The organism is Nocardiopsis eucommiae, assembly GCF_965344335.1.
GTDB classification, from domain to species: Bacteria; Actinomycetota; Actinomycetes; order Streptosporangiales; family Streptosporangiaceae; genus Nocardiopsis; species Nocardiopsis eucommiae.
Window position 1 is genome coordinate 175,832 of the sequence record NZ_CBDRIY010000001.1, and the last position, 18,725, is coordinate 194,556.

At 71.8% G+C, this 18,725-nt stretch carries 19 protein-coding genes and 1 riboswitch; of the genes, 12 read left to right on the forward strand and 7 right to left on the reverse strand.

All coding sequences use genetic code 11. The features are described from left to right. Positions 1-44 precede the first annotated feature (44 nt). The 10 genes from ACRWK8_RS00755 (at position 45) to ACRWK8_RS00800 (ending at position 9,891) form a co-directional block, all read left to right on the forward strand. Positions 45-314, forward strand: coding sequence for an acyl carrier protein (locus ACRWK8_RS00755; protein ID WP_378734877.1), 270 nt, complete (start codon positions 45-47; stop codon positions 312-314). Continuing rightward, a complete protein-coding gene (locus ACRWK8_RS00760) occupies positions 311-964 on the forward strand; it encodes a GNAT family N-acetyltransferase (protein WP_378734874.1) in 654 nt (217 codons plus the stop codon). The genes ACRWK8_RS00755 and ACRWK8_RS00760 overlap by 4 nt, the downstream gene beginning before the upstream one ends. A gap of 1 nt (position 965) precedes the next feature. Further along, positions 966-1,751: an SDR family NAD(P)-dependent oxidoreductase gene (locus tag ACRWK8_RS00765; RefSeq protein WP_378734872.1), complete on the forward strand. Its 786-nt coding sequence runs from the start codon at positions 966-968 to the stop codon at positions 1,749-1,751. Further along, positions 1,748-2,695, forward strand: a complete 948-nt coding sequence (locus ACRWK8_RS00770) for an ACP S-malonyltransferase (protein ID WP_378734870.1) — start codon at positions 1,748-1,750, stop codon at positions 2,693-2,695. Before ACRWK8_RS00765 ends, ACRWK8_RS00770 begins: the two co-directional genes overlap by 4 nt. Beyond that, the gene (locus ACRWK8_RS00775) at positions 2,692-3,642 is read left to right on the forward strand and encodes an ACP S-malonyltransferase (RefSeq protein ID WP_378734868.1); all 951 of its coding nucleotides are present in this window, start codon (positions 2,692-2,694) and stop codon (positions 3,640-3,642) included. The genes ACRWK8_RS00770 and ACRWK8_RS00775 overlap by 4 nt, the downstream gene beginning before the upstream one ends. A gap of 13 nt (positions 3,643-3,655) precedes the next feature. Then, entirely contained in the window at positions 3,656-5,026 is a 1,371-nt protein-coding gene (locus tag ACRWK8_RS00780) for a class I adenylate-forming enzyme family protein (RefSeq protein ID WP_431867636.1), read from the forward strand. Between the two features lie 552 nt (positions 5,027-5,578). Next, a complete protein-coding gene (locus ACRWK8_RS00785; RefSeq protein WP_378734863.1) occupies positions 5,579-6,949 on the forward strand; it encodes a radical SAM protein in 1,371 nt (456 codons plus the stop codon). Further along, positions 6,946-7,935, forward strand: a complete 990-nt coding sequence (locus tag ACRWK8_RS00790) for a hypothetical protein (RefSeq protein ID WP_431867639.1) — start codon at positions 6,946-6,948, stop codon at positions 7,933-7,935. The genes ACRWK8_RS00785 and ACRWK8_RS00790 overlap by 4 nt, the downstream gene beginning before the upstream one ends. Continuing rightward, entirely contained in the window at positions 7,916-9,034 is a 1,119-nt protein-coding gene (locus ACRWK8_RS00795; RefSeq protein WP_431867641.1) for a hypothetical protein, read from the forward strand. Before ACRWK8_RS00790 ends, ACRWK8_RS00795 begins: the two co-directional genes overlap by 20 nt. Then, positions 9,031-9,891 carry a JmjC domain-containing protein gene (locus tag ACRWK8_RS00800; RefSeq protein ID WP_378734857.1) on the forward strand — a complete coding sequence of 287 codons (861 nt, stop codon included), beginning with the start codon at positions 9,031-9,033 and terminating at the stop codon, positions 9,889-9,891. Before ACRWK8_RS00795 ends, ACRWK8_RS00800 begins: the two co-directional genes overlap by 4 nt. A 35-nt stretch (positions 9,892-9,926) precedes the next feature. On the opposite strand, the gene ACRWK8_RS00805 is transcribed toward ACRWK8_RS00800, so the two are convergent. The 4 genes from ACRWK8_RS00805 to ACRWK8_RS00820 form a co-directional block, all read right to left on the reverse strand. Next, positions 9,927-11,603 (reverse strand): glutamate synthase-related protein, encoded by a 1,677-nt coding sequence (locus ACRWK8_RS00805; RefSeq protein ID WP_378734855.1) that lies wholly within the window; start codon positions 11,601-11,603, stop codon positions 9,927-9,929. Positions 11,604-11,825: 222 nt separating this feature from the next. Then, positions 11,826-12,653, reverse strand: a complete 828-nt coding sequence (locus tag ACRWK8_RS00810) for a peptidoglycan recognition protein family protein (protein WP_378734853.1) — start codon at positions 12,651-12,653, stop codon at positions 11,826-11,828. Between the two features lie 186 nt (positions 12,654-12,839). Next, on the reverse strand, positions 12,840-13,769 hold the full coding sequence (locus ACRWK8_RS00815) for an alpha/beta hydrolase (protein WP_431867644.1): 930 nt from the start codon (positions 13,767-13,769) through the stop codon (positions 12,840-12,842). A gap of 243 nt (positions 13,770-14,012) precedes the next feature. Continuing rightward, complete coding sequence (locus tag ACRWK8_RS00820; protein WP_431867815.1) at positions 14,013-14,936, reverse strand: universal stress protein; 924 nt, start codon at positions 14,934-14,936, stop codon at positions 14,013-14,015. A gap of 146 nt (positions 14,937-15,082) precedes the next feature. On the opposite strand from ACRWK8_RS00820, the gene ACRWK8_RS00825 reads away from it, so the two are divergent. Beyond that, positions 15,083-15,559: a nitroreductase/quinone reductase family protein gene (locus ACRWK8_RS00825; protein ID WP_378734847.1), complete on the forward strand. Its 477-nt coding sequence runs from the start codon at positions 15,083-15,085 to the stop codon at positions 15,557-15,559. A gap of 6 nt (positions 15,560-15,565) precedes the next feature. Here ACRWK8_RS00825 and ACRWK8_RS00830 read toward each other — a convergent pair whose 3' ends face one another. Further along, on the reverse strand, positions 15,566-16,219 hold the full coding sequence (locus tag ACRWK8_RS00830) for a TenA family protein (RefSeq protein WP_431867646.1): 654 nt from the start codon (positions 16,217-16,219) through the stop codon (positions 15,566-15,568). Beyond that, positions 16,209-16,309: riboswitch (TPP riboswitch) on the reverse strand. Its footprint overlaps the gene before it by 11 nt. Positions 16,310-16,536: 227 nt before the next feature. Here ACRWK8_RS00830 and ACRWK8_RS00835 point away from each other — a divergent pair. Further along, positions 16,537-17,181, forward strand: coding sequence for an HNH endonuclease family protein (locus tag ACRWK8_RS00835; RefSeq protein ID WP_378735359.1), 645 nt, complete (start codon positions 16,537-16,539; stop codon positions 17,179-17,181). 70 nt (positions 17,182-17,251) lie between these two features. On the opposite strand, the gene ACRWK8_RS00840 is transcribed toward ACRWK8_RS00835, so the two are convergent. Together ACRWK8_RS00840 and ACRWK8_RS00845 are read right to left on the reverse strand one after the other, a co-directional pair. Continuing rightward, positions 17,252-17,983: an ABC transporter permease gene (locus ACRWK8_RS00840; protein WP_378734842.1), complete on the reverse strand. Its 732-nt coding sequence runs from the start codon at positions 17,981-17,983 to the stop codon at positions 17,252-17,254. Further along, the gene (locus tag ACRWK8_RS00845) at positions 17,980-18,705 is read right to left on the reverse strand and encodes an ABC transporter ATP-binding protein (RefSeq protein WP_378734840.1); all 726 of its coding nucleotides are present in this window, start codon (positions 18,703-18,705) and stop codon (positions 17,980-17,982) included. Before ACRWK8_RS00845 ends, ACRWK8_RS00840 begins: the two co-directional genes overlap by 4 nt. Positions 18,706-18,725: the final 20 nt, after the last annotated feature.

The window sequence follows — 18,725 nt, forward strand, 5'->3', positions numbered from 1 at the left end:
CATACAAGAGAATCCATCATCCCCACAGTGATTGGAATTGTCTGATGAGTGCCATCGAGTCCTACGAAAGCGAAGTCAAGAAGGTCTACGTCGAGCTGTTCGAGATCGACGTGGAACCGGAGTCGATCGGCAGCGAGGAGGAGTTGTTCGGCCCGCAGTGCGACTACGGGATCGACTCCATGGACGTCCTGAGGTTCCTCGCCGACCTGCGCCAGCGCTACGACCTCGACGTCTCCGAGATCGCGACCGAGACCTTCCGTACGCCCGCGTCCATCGCCGTCTTCCTCTCCGAGCGCGGGGGGACGGCCGAGTGAGGGGCGCCCTGGTCACGGTCTCCGCGATCGAGGAGGACGAGTACCCCCTGGTCGCGCAGTGGTTCCGGCGCGGCATGGTCGGGGCGCTCAGCACCGGCGGCTCCGCCCGCTTCACGAGCACCTCGGACATCCGCGCGGCCGTCACGGGCGGACCGGAGCGGTACGCGATGGTCCGCACGCACGACGGCGTCCCGGTCGGGCTGGTGCAGTGGCGCCAGCGCAAGTACCCCGGCAGCTACACCGTCGGCGGTGTCATCGGGGACAGCGAACTCTGGGACTCGGGCTGCGGGGGAGAGGCGTCGTGGCTGCTGGTCCACGAGCTCTTCCACGCCCAGAACGCGCACCGGGTCGAGTTCGTCACCGCCGCTTTCAACGTCCGCGTCGTACGAATGCTGATCAAGTCCGGAATGGTCATCGAAGGGGTCCTGCGCGACTACTTCTTCCTCGACGGTGCCTATCACGACGCGATCGTCACGTCGTATCTCCGCGAGGAGTACTACAGCGCGGACGAGAGCGGAATGACCGGGGACGCCTTCTTCGGGGACACCGTTCCCGCCTCGGACAAGGCCGCGGCCCGCGCACTCCTGCGCGAACACATGCGTGAGCAGTGGCCACAGGACATTCGCAGAGCCTACGCAGAGGAGTCGTGAGATGACAAAGGAACTCGAATCGAAGGTCGCCCTCGTCACCGGGGGAGGCAGCGGTCTGGGCCGCGCCGTGGCGACGCGCCTGGCCGACCTCGGCGCCACCGTCGCCGTCGGCTACCTCAACCGGGCCGAGGTCGCGGAGAAGACGGCCGAGGAGATCCGCGCGGCGGGCGGGTCGGCCCGGGCGCTCAGGGTCGACGTGCGCGACTACGAGGCGGTCTCGGCCGCCGTCCAGGAACTGACCAGGGAACACGGCCGCATCGACATCCTGGTCAACAACGCCGGTATCTGCACTGCGAGCACCATCGTCTCCACGGACTCCACCGAGGGCTGGACCGACGTCATCCAGACCAACCTCGTGGGCGCCTACCACTGCATCAAGGCGTGCGCCCTGCCGATGATGCTCCAGGGCTCCGGGGCGATCGTCAACGTCTCGTCCATCCTCGGCCTGGTCGGCAAGGGCGGGCTGAGCGCCTACTGCGCCAGCAAGGCCGGGCTCTCCGGGCTCACCGCGTCCCTGGCCGCCGAGTTCGCCACGCACGGCGTCCGGGTCAACGCGGTCGCCCCCGGCTACTCGGACGACACCGGGATGATCCAGCAGTTCCCGATCGAGCAGAAGGAGGTCATCATCAACGAGCGCATCCCGCTCCAGCGCCCGGCCCAGCCGGAGGAGATCGCAGAAACGGTCGTCTTCCTCACCCGTGACGGCTCCAGCTACATGACCGGTCAGACCATGGTGGTCGACGGCGGCCTGACGTCGGTGATCCGGGGGATGGCGAAGACCAGATGAGCCAGGGGACCGCGATTCTGTTCAACCCCCAGGTCGCCATGCGCCCGGGGGACTACCGGGACCTGTACGAGGCGCTGCCTCCCGTGCGGCGGCGCCTGGCACAGGCCTCCGAGGCGATCGGCGTCGACCTGGAGGAGGCCTTCCACTCCGCCGACGCGGACCTGGTGAACCAGGGGCCGCTGATCCGGCCGATGTCGGTGGCCCTGGGGGTGGCGCTTCACGACTCCCTGCCCGCCGAGTACCGCGACGGCGCGGAGTACATGGCGGGCCTGAGCCTGGGGCAGATCACCGCCGCCGCGGCCGGTGGCGCCCTGTCGTTCGACGACGCGGTGCGCACCGTGCGGACCATGGCGACGGTCGAGGGCGAGGTCTTCGCCGGGCGGGACCACGGGAGCACCTTCTGCTACTGCGTGGACCTGGAGTCGGTGTTCGCGAAGATCGAGGAACTCGCGGCCCGGGGCTACGACGTCGCGCCCTGCGCCATCACCGGGGACGACCAGATGGTCGTCTCGGGGGAGGCCGCCGCCCTGACCGCCGTCAACGAGCTCGCGGCGGCCGGGGGCGGGGTCGGTGTCCGCATCCCGCACGGGCCGCCCGGCCACTCGCCCATGCTGGCGCCCGCCGAGGAGCGCTTCGCCGCCGAGTGGGGGCAGCGTGACCGGGTCCGCGTCCCCAGGGTGCCGCTGATCTGCAACATGGACTCCACTCCGCTGGCGACGGCCGAGGCGGTGCGCGACGCCCTGATCACCCAGTACACCCGGACCGTCCACTGGGCCAGGGGGATCGAGCGGCTCCTGGACCTGGGCACGACCCGGTTCGTCGTGGTCGGACCCGGCCACTTCATCGGGAAGTCCTTCCGGTTCATGACCACCGCCAGGCGGGCCAGCGTCGTCCGCTTCGACCAGGCGTCCTCGTTCGCGGCAGAGCCGGCGGTCCGGTCGTGAGGGCCGTGCTGTTCGGCGGGACGGTGCCGCCGCTGCACGCCAAGGTCGGCGAGTTCCTGGAGACCGACCCCTACGCCCGTGCCCGTCTGGAGGAGGCCGAGGAGGTCCTGGGCCAGCACGTCCTGCCCCGCTTCTCCCAGGCCACGGAGTCCTACTCCCCCGAGGCGCGGCAGGCCTACCTCGTCACCTGCGTGGCCCTGGCCGACCGGGCCAGGGAGGAGGACGGCGAGGCCGACGTGTGCGCGGCGGCGAGCATCGGGCACCTGCCCGCGCTGCACTACTGCGGGGCGCTGTCCTTCGCGGACGTGATGCGGCTGGGAGAAGCGGTCGCGGAGTGCGAGAACACGTGGAACGCCACCGACCACGGGCTCGTCTCGCACTTCATGTACCGGGTCGGGCGGGACCGCCTCGCGGAGCTGGTCGCGGAGGTGGCCGCCGAGGGCGGGTGGGCCGAGGTGGCGGGTCACTTCAGTGACACCATCCACCTGCTCAACGTCTCCGCGGGGAGCCTCCCCCGGCTCGAACGGGCCGTCCGGGCCGGGGGAGGGGTGCCCGTGCTCACCTTCCCCCAGGCCGAGCACAGCGGGGTGAACGCCCCGCTGCGGGACCGGATCGGGGAGGCCGTGGCGGGCTTCCGCTTCCGGGACGCGCGGCTCGGCTTCGTCCGGGGCGCGGACGGCGTGCTCGTCGACTCCGCGGAGGAGCTGCGTTCCCTGCTGCGGGACGACTGCGTCACGCCGGTCGACTTCCCCCTGGTCGTGGACCGCCTCCGCGACCTCGGGGTGAGACGGGTGCACGTGGTCGGCCCGGGCAACCTGTTCGAACGGCTGACCAAGGAGCACTTCGACGTGACGGTCCTGGTGCCCGACGCCCGGGCACGCGGCCTGGCGGTCCCCGACTCGGGCCCCGCCCGGGTGAGCGGCGGCCGGGTCGCGTCCACCACGTGAGAGGGAGGGACAGGTGACAGGAAGACTGGTCATCGACGGCGAGGAGATCCCGCGCGGCCGACTCCACCAGGAGACCGCGGCGCTCGCCACGGCCCTGGCGTCCGCCGGTGCCGGACCGGGCCGGGGGGTCGTCATCGCACGTGACGACCCCCGCACCGCCGTGGTCACGGCCCTGGCCGCCGAGTCGCTCGGTTTCCCTGTGCTGTGCCAGGGAGAGCGGTGGCGCAGCGTCGCCCGCACCCGGCGGGTGGCCGCCGTGGTCGCCCCGGGGGCGGACGGTGCTCCGTCGGTGACGGCCCAACCGGACACGGGACTGCCCGACTTCGCGGAGTCCGCGCACACCCTGCTGTACACCTCGGGCAGCAGCGGCGAGCCCAAGGCGGTGGAGCTCTCGCACGCGGCCGTGGGCTACCACCGGTACGACGTCGCCGCCCACGCCGAGGTGGACGCCCGGGACCGGATGCTGGTCCCGATGTCCCTCCTCAACTCGTACGGCTGGGGCATCGTCCAGTACTGGCTCTCGCACGGGTTCGAGATGCACGTGGAGTCGCGGCTGAACATGGACCGGGTGGCCGGACTGCTGCGCGAGGGTTCCCACACACGGCTCGACGGTGTCGGTTCGATGTACGCCGCGCTCCTGGTCGCGGCCCGCCGCGACCGGGAACTGGCGGCCGCGCTGGGCGCGCTGAGCTTCCGCGGCTGCGGCGGCGACGTGCTCCCGGTCGGCCTGGTGCGCGAGTACGCGGAACTGGTCGGCGGCCCGATCCACGACGGCTACGGGCTCTCGGAGACGGTGGCCTGGGTGACGCAGTCACTGCCCGGGAACTGGCGGCCCGGCACGGTGGGCCCCCTCATCAAGGGGTCGTCCGCCCGGATCGACCCGGCCGAGGGGGAGGTGCTCCTCCACGGGCCGGGCCTGATGGACGGCTACCTCGACGACGACGCCGCCAACGCCGCCGCCTTCACCGAGGACGGATGGCTGCGCACCGGGGACCGGGGGTCGGTCGAACCCGACGGCCACCTGGTCATCGAGGGACGCATCAAGGAGTCCCTGGTCGTCCACGGGGAGACCATCCCGCCGAGGTTCGTCGAGGACGTCCTGGCCGCCTGCGACCCGGTGCGGGAGGCGGCGGTGGTGGGCCTCCCGACCGGTCGGGCCAGGGGGGACCGGCTGGTGGCGTTCGCCGTGGTGGACGCGCGGGACCGGGAGCGGGCGCTTCCCCTGATGCGACTCGCCCTGCGGGAGCACCTCCCGGTACACCAGCGGCCCAGGGAGATCCACCTGCTGGACGAGTTCCCCCGTACACGTACCGACAAGCCGGACCGCCGGGCCCTGCGGGCACGGGCCGCCTCCCTGGAAAAGGAGAAGGATCAGGCTCATTGAATGAAAGGTGTGCGCGAAGGGTGACCGGAAGAATGTGAATCCGATCGTCCGGGCGAGGCGCCGAGGGTGTATTCCGTGTGTTCGACCTGGGATCCGAGGATCCCCGTGTTGATGGCACACCGAGCCCTCGGTCGTTTCGCCATGCCTTTTTTCGGTTGATTGACGGGCTTGGGGAAAACTGATGAAAAGCGATCTTCGAGTGTTGACACGGGAAAAATAGGACTCCTAGACTCGGCACCGTTCGCGATTGTGCTTCGACGCGAATGCCAGGGATTCATCGTGAGAATTCGGGTCTGCCTGTCCCGTGTTTCTCCCCCTGTTTTTCACATTACTGAGAGGAATGGTTCCCATGCAGGAGTTCGAGGAGATCATCACCGAGTCCGTCGCTGGTGACGAGGTTTCGGTCATCGACTTCGGCTGCTAGCAGCCCGAGACCGTCCTCGGCCCAGCGGTCGAGGACGAGGTAGTCACAGGCCCCGTGGCGTCACCGGAGGATCCCGGTTCCCGCCACGGGGCCCTGGTCTCACAACCCGCGGCACCAGAGGACCGACCATGGCAGACACCACCGTCACCAGTACCTTCCGACCCTCCCGGTTCAACGTCGTCACCAGGACCGACGACGGTGACGCGGTCGTTCTGTACAACTCGATGCGCGGGAGCGTGTTCCGCGTCCAGGACCCCGTCGGCCGACGGGTGCACGATCTCCTGCACAACCGCAGGAGCGTCCTGAGCCGTCCCGGTTCGGAGGCCGCCGACGAGTCGCGCCTCTTCGACACCCTGGTCACCAAGGGGTTCCTGGTGGCCGAGGACCACGACGAGCTGGCGGAGGCCGACGCCCTGCGCGACCGGCGCAAGACCCGGACCGACCGCCTCGAACTGATCATCATGCCGACCGAGGCGTGCAACTTCCGGTGCACCTACTGCTACGAGGACTTCGCGCTGGGCCGCATGCTCACCGAGGTGCGGGAGGGCGTCAGGTCACTGGTCAGGCGCTACCGGCGCGAGCAGGGGATCGAGAGCCTCACGGTCGCCTGGTTCGGCGGCGAGCCGCTGGTGGCCTTCGACGTGATCGAGGAGCTCAGCACCTTCTTCCTGGAGTTCTGTGCCGAGGAGGGCATCGAGTACAGCGCGGGCATCACCACCAACGGCCTGCTGCTCACCCCCGAGGTCGCGCGGCGCTGCGTCGAACTGGGCATCAGCAACTACCAGGTCACCCTGGATGGCCCGGCCCACACGCACGACTCCTCCCGCTTCCTCATGGGCGGGGGAAGGACCTTCGACGAGATCATCGCCAACCTGACGCGGATGGCGGAGACGGACGCGGACTTCCGCGTGATCGTCCGGACCAACTTCACCGAGGCGAACAGCGTCCACGTGCCCGAGCTCATCGACCAGCTGGGCGGGCTCTACGCCGGGGATCCCCGCTTCAGGGTCATCTACCGTCCCGTCGGCGACTGGGGCGGCCCGCAGGGCGAGGAGTCCGAGGCCTACGCGGGCAAGCAGGCGGAGATGACCAAGCTCGACCTCTGCTCGAACGCGACGGAGGCGGGCCTGACCACGGCCGACGACGTGTTCCTGAGACCGAACGGCTCGGTCTGCTACGCGGCCTCTCCGTGGTCCTTCGTGATCCGCCCCAACGGGGTGGTCAACAAGTGCACCGTGGCCCTGCGCGACCCCCGCAACGCGGTGGGACGGCTCGACGCCGAGGGCGACCTGGGGCTGGACCCGGAGCTGATGAGCCTGTGGGTGGACAACGACGACGCCACGGACTCCGGCTGCCACTCCTGCTTCTTCCGCCCCTCCTGCCAGGGCGCGCACTGCCCCCTCGTGCGTATCCAGGAGGGGACGCGTCCCTGCCCGCCGCAGAAGGTCTGGATCGGACCCACCATCACCACGGCGGCCTCCAACGGGAGGCAGCGGTGACCGGCCCGCGCCGCGCTGAGGTCGCGGCGGACGACGACGGCACCTGGTGCGCCTGGACCTCGGAGTCCGGGCCGGTCAGGGCGCTCGGACTGTGGGGCCCCCGGAGCGGACGGATCACCGAACTGGGGCCGGGGACCTCCGTGTACGCCGGGGCGGGCACGGGGCGCTTCCTCCTCCAGGACGGCGCGACCGTCCGGTCGTGGAGCCCCGCGCAGGGCCTGCGGGACGAGGGCACGGCGGAACCCGGAGCCCTGCTGCTCGACGCCCCCGCACCCGGCACGGGCGGAGGTCGCCTGGTCGTGGCCTCCACCGAGGAACTGGTCCTGCTGGCCGGGGCCGCGGACCCCGTGTCGCGTCGGCTCTCCGCACCGCCGCTGCTCCTGGCCTGGCAGCACCGTCGGCGCGCCGTCCTGTGCGTGCTCTCGGACGGGACCGTCCTGCGGACGGACCCCGTCACCGGGACGACCGAGACCGCGAACCTGCCCGGTGCCGAGACCTACCGTCTGGCCTGCTACGAGGAGGTGCTGGGCGGTGTCTGGGCGGTCCCGGCCGCCTCCCCCGGGACGGCGCGGTTCCACCGCACCGAGACCGACCCCTCCGACCCCGTCTACCGACGGGAACTCGGCGTCGAGGCCGACGCGATCCGCGCCTCACACAGCGGGGAGTGGCTCATCGCCCGGACCCCCGGCCGGGGGCCGACCCGTCTGGTCAACGTCAACAGCGGGAGGGGGTTCGACGTGCCGGGTGAGTTGGCGGCACGAGGAGCCCCCTGCGTGTTCTCGTTCGACAACCGGTTGATCAGCGTCGAGGGAGACACCTTCGAGTCGCTCCCCGTCCCGGCACGGGCGGACATCCGCTCACGCGACGGCTCCCTGGAGATCGACACGTTCTGGTCGGCCCCGCCCCAGATGCACCGCGCCGCGCGCCCGCAGCGGCCCGCGCCCAGGAACAAGGAGGTGGGGGCGGATGCCCGCACCGGTTCATGACCTTCCCCTGCGCCTGCTGTCCCCCGAGAACCGTCTGACCAAGGTGTCGGTGTGGCAACGGGCACGGGAGTGCGCCGCCGAGATGGACCGGGCGTCGCGCCGGACCCCCTTCGACGCCGAGGCCTTCTGCCGGGCCGCGAACCGGGGCGCACTGGTCCTCGCGATGGCCGGTGACCTCGCGGAGAGCGAGAGGTCCTGTCGGCGCCAGGCCCGCGTCCTGCTCTCCCTCGTCCGGAGGGGGCTGCTACCCCGTGCCGAGACCGTCCGCGTCCTCCAGCCCTGGATCAACCTCGGCCGGCTCCGGGTGATCCGCGGTGACTGGGAGGGCGCGCTGCCGCACTTCCCCTCTCCTCAGGGGCTGCACGAGGCGGGTGTCTTCGCCGAAGGCCCCGGACCGGACCACGGCCTGACACCGGACGAGGCCGAGGACGTCCTGGGCTCCGAGAGCGGCCGGGCCTTCGTCACCAACACCCACGTGGTGGAGACCGCCAAGGCCCTGGCGCGCGGGCGGCGCGCGGACCTGCTGGCCGCACACGTCAGCCGATGGAAGGGGACGGCGGGCGCGCTTCCGCACGTGCGGGAGGCCTCCGCGCTGCTCGCGTTGAGGGGCGGCGCGCGGCTCCCGGAGATCCCACAGGGGACCGTGCCGACGCTGGCGGGCACCGCCGTCGAGATCCACGCGGCCTCGGCCGACGGGTCGCGGACCGACTCCCTCCTGCGGTGCCTGGACATCCTGGTGAAGGGCGCGCCGTCGGCCGACCTCGTGGCCGTCCTGCGCGCGGGGGCCGAGGTCCTGCGTTCTCGTGGGCGCGCGGAGGACGGCGCCCGGATCCTTCACCGGACAGCGGACCACTGTCGCGCACTGCGGGACGAGGCGGAGCTGTTCGCGGTGCTCAGCGAACTGGACGGGCTGGAGCCTGCGTCGGAGGCTGGCCGGGAGGCCCGGGCGCTCGCGGCCGACAGCGGATACGCCTTCGTCAGGGCGCGGGCCGGGGAGCCGCCGCTGCCACCGGCCGCACACGTGCCGCGCCTGGCGGTCCTGATCACCGCCGAACGGGAAGCCGAGTCACGTACCACTCCGGTCAGGGAGACCACATGACGCCCGCCAGCCCCACTCCGCGACCCCTCGGAGGCGACCACCCCGTCCTCGCACGGATCGTCGGGGACACCGACGCCTTCCTCGACCACTGGGAGCGCAGCCCGGTGGTCGCCGAGGCCGGACCCGCCGTGACGGAGGCCTTTCCCTTGGAAGCGGCGTTGTCTCTGGTCAACCGGGCCGGTCTGCCCGCCTCCTGCTTCCGGGTGTTCCAGGACGGCGCCCCCCTTCCCCAGGAGGAGTTCAGCGCGGACCGGGGACGACCCGGCCGGGGCAGGGAGCCCCTGGCCGACCGGTCCGCGCTGCTACGCGCCCACGACGCCGGGGCGACCATCGTCTTCGAGGAGGTCCGGCTCCTCGTCCCCGAGGTGGAGAGGCTCGCGACGGAACTGGAGGAGGAACTGGGCTTCGGCGTCTACTGCGCGGCCTTCCTGACCCCCGCCGGGAACTCCGGGGTGCGTCCGCACTACGACCTGGCCAGCGGGTTCCTCTGCCAGGTCCACGGTTCCAAGAGCTGGTCGGTGGGTGCCCCGGACACGCCGTGGCCGACGGTCCCGAGCGCCGACTCCCAGCCCGCGTTCGACCCCGTCCTGGAGACGGTGCTCACCCCGGGACGGACGCTGTACATCCCACGGGGCCACCCGCACGCCGGGACCGCCACGGACGAGCTCTCCCTGCACCTGTCCTTCGCCGTGAAGCCCCGGACCTGGAAGGACGTTCTCCAGGCCCACCTGCGTGGCGACACCCAGCACGCGCCCCTGCGCGAGATGCTCCCGCTGGGCCACACCGACCTCGACGGGCGCGACCTGCTGGCCGAGGCGGTGGAGCGGCTGAACGCGGCGGTGGCCCCACGGAGCTGAGGGGCGTGGGCGCGTCGGTCGAGACCGGGCTCCGCTCAGACGGAGACGCCGCCGTAGGACACCCCGGACAGGTCGGCCAGCTCGCGCTTCCACGCCACGAGGTCGTCGGGCTCGAACCCGTTCAGGTGGTCGTGCCCACAGGCCCGGGCCATCACCTGCATGAGCTCCACCGAGGAGCGCAGGAACCGGTTCAGCCGCTCGGCGGCCTCCGCCACGGGCAGACGGGCGCGCAGGTGCGGCCGCTGGGTAGCGATGCCCACGGGACAGTTGTTCGTGTGGCAGGCGCGCATGCCCAGGCAGCCGATGGCCTGCATGGCGGAGTTGGCCACCGCGACGACGTCCGCGCCCAGGGCCAGCGCCTTCACGAAGTCGGCGGGCACCCGCAGCCCCCCGGTGATGATCAGGGTGACGTCGCGGCGGCCCAGCCGGTCGAGGTGGCGCCGGGCGCGGGCCAGCGCCGGGATGGTCGGTACGGAGATGTTGTTCCGGAACAGCAGGGGGGCGGCGCCGGTGCCGCCGCCCCGGCCGTCCAGGATCACGTAGTCCACCCCGATCTGGAGCGCCGCGTCCAGGTCGCGTTCGATGTGCTGGGCCGACAGTTTGAAGCCGACGGGGATGCCCCCGGTGGCCTCGCGCACCTCGGCGGCCACCCGACGGAAGTCCGCGACGGAGACGAGATCGGGGAACCGGGACGGGGAGATGGCCGGGACCCCCTCCGGGAGGTCGCGCACCTCCGCGATCCGTCCGCTCACCTTGCTGCCCGGCAGATGGCCGCCGGTCCCGGTCTTGGCGGCCTGACCGCCCTTGAAGTGGAAGGCCTGGCAGCGGGCGACCTTCTCCATCGTGTAGCCGAAGCGGGCCGAGGCGAGCTCGTAGAAGTAGCGGCTGTTGGCCTCCTGCTCCTCGGGGAGCATCCCGCCCTCGCCGGAGCAGATGCCGGTGCCCGCCAGCTCCGCGCCCCGGGACAGCGCGGTCTTGGCCTCGGCGGAGAGCGCGCCGAAGCTCATGTCCGAGACCAGGAGCGGGATGTCCAGGACCAGCGGGCGGCGGGCGTTGGGGCCGACCACCACGCTGGTGCCCACCGGATCGTCGTCGAGCAGGGGAGGCCGGTGGAGTTCGGCGGTGACGATCTGGAGGTCGTCCCAGGAGGGGAGCTCGTCCCGGGGCACGCCCATCGCCGCCACCTCGCCGTGGTGGCCCACCCGGGTGAGCCCCTCCTCGGCCAGCTGGTGGATGCGGTCGTTGAAGGGTTCCTCGGGGGTGCCCTCAAAGTCGGCGTAGGAGCCCTGGTAGGCGGAGCGGTCGAAGTTCTGCGGGTGGTCCCGTTCCCAGGCGCGGATCTCGTCCTCGTCGACCCAGACCCCGCCGTCCTCCACCCAGGCCTCGAACCGCTCCAGGTCCTCGCCCTCGTAGTAGAGGTTGACGCCGCTGCGCGCGTCGTAGACGGAGCCGTGGACCCCGCAGACCAGCCGGTCGCCGTCCTCCACGGTGGCGTCGGACATGAGCGCGCCCCGGTGCTGGCAGCGTCCGAACAGGACCCTCACCTCGTCACCGGAGCCCGTGGCCTCCGCGTCCGTGGCCGGGGTCGGGTCGTCGGCGGACACGGAGGACCTCGGCAGGCGGATCACGGCCAGGTCAACGTTGGAGACCCGCGCGTGGGCGGGACGGAGCGGCTCCAGGTCGTCCCAGTCGGCTACCTTCGTGGCCCGCATACCGTGCTCCTCAGGTCGTGGGTGCCAGCGCGCCCCTTCGGGGACGGTCCTCCGCGCGGACACGGATCACGGAGAAGTGTATTGACATGACTACTCTTCGTGTTCACCGACATGCCTGGAGCCGGACACGGGCGGCGCCCGCCAGCCCCGGGGGACCGGAGCGGACGGGCGCCGTGGGAGGGGCGGGAGCGACACCGAACGGGGAGATGTCCTCTGTGGGCGTCAGCGCGAGAAGTCGTCCGGGCCCCGGAGCGGCCCGTGGTAGAACTCGTGGTCCGGCTCGTCGTCGGGGACCGGCGGGAAGGTCGGGCCGTCCTCGGCGGTCGCGGGCTCGGCGGCGACGGGGATGCCCTGGGCCCGCATGGTCTGGGCGACCCTGTTGCGCAGGTCGGGAAGCATGGAGTAGAGCACGTCGCCGGGGCAGGCGGTGGCGTTGAAGTCCCGGTGCCCCCGGATCGCGCTGCCCGGGTTGAGGCCGTACGCCCCGCACAGCCAGGCCAGGGTGTCGACCAGCGTGTTCGTGAGGGCCTGGGTCGGGCCCTGGGTCATGTAGGTGCCCTCGTTCTCGATCCCGATGCACGTGCTGTTGTTGTTGGCCACGTGCGTGCCGACCACGTGCTGGCGTGCGGCGATCGCCTCCGGCGTGCGGTCGCGCCCCTCCATGAGGAAGCCGCCGCGGCTGATCGTGAGCTGCTGGCCGGTGTCGATCCAGCCGTTGCTGTCCATGTGGTAGTTCTGGATCGACTTGGACAGGTTCAGGGCGTGGTCGAGCGTGTAGTTCGTGCTGTTGGCCGTGGCGGTGTGGTGGACCACGATGTACTGCGGCGGGCTGGCCAGGACCTGGATGGGGCTGCTCGGCGGACGAGCGTTCCAGGCGCCGCGCCAGTACAGCTCGGGCGCCGCCTGGGCGGCGAGGTCGGTGGTCTCGGCGGAGGCGCCGCCGGCGCCCAGGGCGCCGAGGGACCCGCCGAGGACCGCGGCCCCCGATGTCAGGGCCGCCGTCCTCAGGAGTGCGCGTCTGTCCATACCGGAGTGGGGGATAGGCGTCATGGCCGTCCTTCGTGTTCGGCGTGGTTACTTGCCAGTTAATGAAAGACACGAAGGCACACGTGCGCACAGGGGTGAAACGAGGAATTCTGCTGACCGGGTCCGGCCAGAAGAATTCACTCGACGTCCCCTGTTTCGCCATCATTCAATGATGTATTGGACGCATTTCACAGAGGAACGGGAAGGCGTTCACCCGAAGGCCCCCCGCAGCGCCGCGACCTGCTCACGACGGAAATCACGGACCACCTTCGCTTGCGGGAGATACGTGTCGAACCCGTGAAAGGCCCCCGGTACCACCGTGGTCGCGCAGGGCACTCCTGCCGCGCGCAGGCGTTCGGCGTAGGCGAGGTCCTCGTCGTGGAACAGGTCCAGCGTCCCCACTCCGATCCAGGCCGGGGGCAGACCGGACAGGTCCTCCCGACGCGCCGCGGCCGCGTAGGGGGAGACCTCCGCGCCTCCGGCGTCGGTGCCGAGGTACGACCGCCAGGCGTACCGGTTACTGGCCGGGGACCACATGCGCACGCCGAGTCCGTCCAGGTCGGAGCGGAGCACGGTGCGGTCGTCGAGCATCGGGTAGACGAGCAGCTGGAACAGCGGGCGCGGGCCGCCCCGGTCCAGGCTCATCTGGGCCAGCGCGGCCGTGATGCCACCGCCCGCGCTGGCGCCGCCGATCGCCACGCGTCCGGGGTCGATCCCGAGCGGTCCGGCCCGGTCCACCATCCAGGAGAGCGCCGCGTGGGCGTCCTCGACCGGTGCGGGGGCGGTGTGCTGCGGGGCCTTGCGGTAGCGGAGCGCCACCACGGTGGCGCCCAGTTCACGGGCGAACTCGACACTGCCCCTCTCGTCCTGGACCGGACTGCCGAACAGGTACCCGCCGCCGTGGCTCCACAGCAGCGCGGGGGAGGGGCCCTCCACCGACCGGGGCCGGTAGACCCGCAGACTGAGCGGCGGAGCGCCCTCGGGCCCCGGCGCCGTGTGCTCCTCGACCAGGAGGTCGGCGGGGGTCCGTGTCGGCCGCATGCGTTCGGTGAGTCGCTGCGCCAGACGCGCCGTGCGGGGGCCGAACGTCGGAGTGGGCAGGAATCGGGCAGGGGCCAGGTCAGGGTGGAGCTGGGACATCGGGGTTCCTCGGGTGACAGGGCGGAGGCGAGGGAACGGCGGTGTGCCGCCGACCGTGCCCGGCCGAGCCGGGGCGTTCGTGCCGAGGTCCCATGGCGGTCACCCCCAGGGGGTGGTCTCTCCGGGTGTCGGTGCGTTCCTTCATGGAAGGGAACTCCTCCGGGCCCGTGGTAGTTCCCGGGCCCGGAGGTGTCACACCGGTGGGGGAGCGTGCTCACACCTCAACGGAGAGCTCCGCGCCGGTCAGCGGGGCCGAGGGTGCCTTGGCAGGACCGCGACCGGGACGGTCGCCGCGTGCAGCACGCCCTGGCTCACCGAGCCCAGGAGCAGACCGCGCACGCTGCCCCGTCCACGGGAGCCCACGACGATCAGGTCCGCCGCCGCGCCCGCCTCCACGATGGCCTCGGCGGCGTCCCGGTCGCTGCGCACGACGGAGACCGCCACCCCCTCGGTCCCGTCGTCCACGACCCGGGTCACCATCTCCGTCACCATCTCCTGCGACCTGCTGTCCAGGAGGTCGTCCGGGGGTGACCAGCCGCCCGCCGCCAGATACGCCGAGTCGAGCGGCACCGGCACCTGCCAGCTGTGCACCGCCACGACCGCGCCACCCTCCACCAGCGAGGCCTCCCGCAGGGCGAAGGCCAGTGCGCGCCGGGAGTCGTCGGATCCGTCCACCCCCACCACGATCCGGCGCGGCGGGACGGCGACGTCCTCCGACCCGGTCCCGGGCACCACGACCACGGGACACTCCGCCCGGGACGTCACCCGGACGCTCACCGAGGCGTCCAGCACCGACCGCGCCGCGCCCAGCCCGCGCGAACCCACCACCGCGAGGTCGTCCGGACCCGCCCGCCGCACCAGCGCGGTGCCCGGTTCCTCCAACGCCAGGTCCTCCTCCACGGACACCCCGGGGTGGCGCCCCCGTACGTGCGCGGCGGCCTCGGCCAGGACCCGGCGGCCCTGGTCGGCGACCTCCTCGGGAGGCGGGAAACGGGTGGGCCCGGCGTAGACGGACATCACCAGGGGCATCGCCAGGGCGTGCACCACGTGCAGCGGCCAACCGCGCCGGTCGGCCTCGGCGGCCGCCCAGAGCAGGGCCCACGAGGCGGTGGGCGACCCGTCGATCCCCACCAGCACCTTCGGCGCGACCATCCCGTCCTCCACCATCGACAGCCCCCTCCGGCAGCGGCCGCGCACGTCACGGCTCTGCCCTGGAGTCTTCCACCCGCCACGCGCGGATCCCAGTCCGTGGGGCGTGTCGCCGCAGGTCACGATGGAGTGCGGCCGGGCGGCCACACGGTTACGATGCGCACATGGGTCTGCTCACACCCCTGGCCGTGCGGATCGGTGCCCTCGCGTGGACACCGCGACTCCTGCCCCAGATCACCTGGCTGGACCGGAACCTGGACCGCCTCAGCCGAGGGCGCCTCGGGCTGCTCGACCTCGCCGGGCTGCCCAACACCGTGCTCACCGTCCGGGGGCGCAGGAGCGGACGACCGCGCTCCACACCCCTCCTGTGTGTCCCCGACGGCGCGGATCACCTGGTGGCCGGATCGGCCTTCGGTGCCCCCTCCACCCCCGCGTGGGCGCACAATCTGAGGGCCGCGCGCACGGCGGAGATCGGGAGGACGGGGCGGCGGGTGACCGTCCGGGCGGAGGAGCTCACCGGGGCGGACCGGGACCGGGCCTGGGCACGCCTGTGCGGGGTCTGGCCCAACTTCGCCCTCTACCAGCGGCGGACCGACCGGGTGATCCCCGTCTTCCGCCTCACCCCGGTCCCGGACGCCTGAACCCGGTCAGTCTCCCCAGGCCTCCTGGCGCCAGGCAGCGTCCCAGAACATCCACTCGTAGGTGGTGGCCCGTCGGAACGCCTCGCGCATCCGGGTGACCGTCGCCTCGCCCGCACCGGCGGCGAGCCGGTCCGCGATCGACCTGACCTGCTCGGTGGACCGGGCGAACTCCTCGTCCCCGTAGGTGGCGATCCAGTCGCCGTAGGGGTGGTCGTCGAGGTTCCCGGCCCTGGCCATGAGCCGCTCACCGACGTCGGTGTAGACCCAGAAGCACGGCAGGACCCCGGCCACGAGTTCGGGGTAGCCCTGCGTGTGCGCCAGCGACAGCACGTACGAGGTGTAGGCGGTGCAGGTGGGTGACGGCGGGACGTCCTCACCGACGCTGCCCACCGCGCCCTCGTGGAGGGAGCTCTCCACCGCGATCGCGCCGTGCGCGGCCTTGGCGAAGAACGCGATCTCCTCGCTGGTGTCGGCCCTGGCCGCCGCCGTGGCCAGGGCGCGTGCGTATCCGCGCAGGTAGAGGGCGTCCTGAACCATGTAGTACTCGAACCGTTCCCGGCTCAGGGTGCCGTCCCCGATCCCCCGGACGAACGGGAGGGCGTCGATGGCGTCCCGTGTCGGCGCCGTCTCCTCCCACACGCGGGCACAGAAACCAGTCATCAGGCGATCCCTTCGCTAGCACGATCCAGAGCAGGTTCGGCGGGTGTGATCTCAGCCCCGGTGTCGTCCGGGGCACCCCGTGCCTGACCCGGACCCTACCGCTCGGCCCCCGACCCGACCGCCTCCGGGGCGTCGGTTACGGTCCGGAGTCCCGAAGGCGGGAAGGCCGACCGGAACCACACCCGCGATGGCGGTCTTGTCCGGGCTGGTCCCGACCTGTACAGCCGTCCCGGGGTGCGTCGAGCGGCGACGGGTTTGACTCGTGACCCCCAGGCACAGGACCTACACGTTCCGTGAACGATCTGGAAGGCCTTCTCATGCGCCCGCACCTGGTGGCCCTCGCCGCCGTCCCGCTCACCGCCGCACTCCTGGCCCCCGCCCCGGCGTACGCCGCTGCCACCCCTCTGGCCGACGCGATCGCCGCCCTCACCGTCGCGGAGGAGTCCCGCACGGGATACGACCGAAGCCTCTTCCCGCACTGGGTGGACGCCGACAGGAACGGGTGCCACACCCGCGCGGAGGTCCTCATCGAGGAGGCCGAGATCGCCCCGGAGGTCGGGGACCGCTGCCGTCTGACCGGGGGCGAGTGGTTCTCCTACTACGACGGCCGTACCCTCACCGAGGCGGGCTCGCTGGACATCGACCACATGGTCCCGCTCGCCGAGGCGTGGGACTCCGGGGCGTCCGAGTGGAGCACGAACCAGCGCAGGGACTTCGCCAACGACCTGGACGAGCCGGTGGCGCTCGTGGCCGTGAGCGCGGCCTCCAACCGGTCCAAGGCCGACCGGGACCCCGCCGAGTGGCTGCCCCCGGCGGAGGAGGTGCACTGCCGGTACGTCACCGAGTGGACCACGGTGAAGACCCGCTGGAGCCTGTCGGTCGACGAGGCCGAGCTCGAAGCGCTGAACACCGTCGCGGACACGTGCCCCGACGCGGTCGTGGAGACCACCCCGGCCCTGTAGCCCGGAACCCCCGCTGACCGGGGCCGCCCCTGACACGTGGTCGGCCCCGGTCAGTGATCGCGTCGACCCCCTAGGGCGTGCGGCGGGGGAGGGTGAGGGAGGCCAGCAGCACCGCGCCCACGGTGAAGGCGGACACGATCGACAGCGGCCGGTACACGTCCCAGGCGGGGTCCCCGGCCGCCACCGCGTTCACCGCGTCGATCGCGTGGCTCAGCGGCAGCCAGTCCGAGATCGCGTGGAGCACGTCGGGCATCTGGTCACGCGGCATGAAGAGCCCGCCGAGGATGATCTGCGGGAACACCAGCAGGGGCATGAACTGCACCGCCTGGAACTCGGTGCGGGCGAACGCGCTGGCGAGGAGCCCGAGCGCGGTCCCCAGCAGGGCGTCCACGACCGCGACCAGGCCCAGTGACCAGAGCGGCCCCTCGACGTCGAGTCCGCACACGCGGACGGCGAACAGCACCGTGACGAAGGCCTGCACGATCGCGGCCAGACCGAACGCGAACGCGTAGCCGAAGATGAGGTCGAACCTGCCGATCGGTGTCGACAGCAGGCGCTCCAGAGTCCCGGACCGGCGTTCCCGCAGGGTGGTCACGCTCGTGATCAGGAACATCACCACGAACGGGAAGAGGGCGAGGATCGCCGGACCGATGCCGTCGAACACCGACGTGTCGGTGAAGAGCCAGGCGAAGAGTCCGACCAGCAGGCTCGGTGCCACGAGCAGCAGCACGATCGACCTCGGGTCGTGGCCGAGCTGGCGCAGGACCCGGCCGCTCGTGGCGAAGGTGCGCGTGAGGTTCATCCGACCTCCCTCTCGATGAGGGCCAGGAAGGCGCGGTCGGGGTCGTCCGCCCCCGTCTCGGAGAGCAGCCGCGCGGGCGTGGTGTCGGCCATGACACGGCCGTCGCGCAACAGGAGCAGCCGGTCGCAGCGCAGCGCCTCGTCCATCACGTGACTGGAGACGATCAGCGTCGCCCCCTCGTCGACGAGGGTGTGGAACACCGACCACAGTTCCTCTCGCAGCAGCGGGTCGAGGCCCACCGTGGGTTCGTCGAGGACGAGGAGTTCGGGACGGCCCAGGATCGCGACCGCGAGCGAGACCCGGCTTGCCTGGCCCCCGCTGAGCGTGTCGACCCGCTGACCGGCCCGGTCACGCAGGTTCACCTGGTCGAGGACGCGTCCCACGTCCTTCCGGGAGGCGCCGACCAACCGGGCGAAGTAGCGCAGGTTCTGCTCGACGGTGAGGTCCGAGTAGACCGACGCCGCCTGGGTGTCGTAGGCGACGCGGTGGCGCAGGCCCGCGCTCCCCGCCGCCTGGCCGAACACCGTGACGCCGCCGCCCTGGACACGCTGCGTTCCGACGATCGCGCGCATGAGGGTGGTCTTGCCGCATCCGGAGGGCCCCATGAGGCCGGTGACCCCGCCCCGGGCCACCTCCAGGTCGAGCCCGTCGAACACGACTCCGCCGCCGCGCCGAACCCGGAGGTCACGGACGACGACGGCGGCGGTCGGGTCATGGTCCATAGCGCAGCATCATGCGCGGC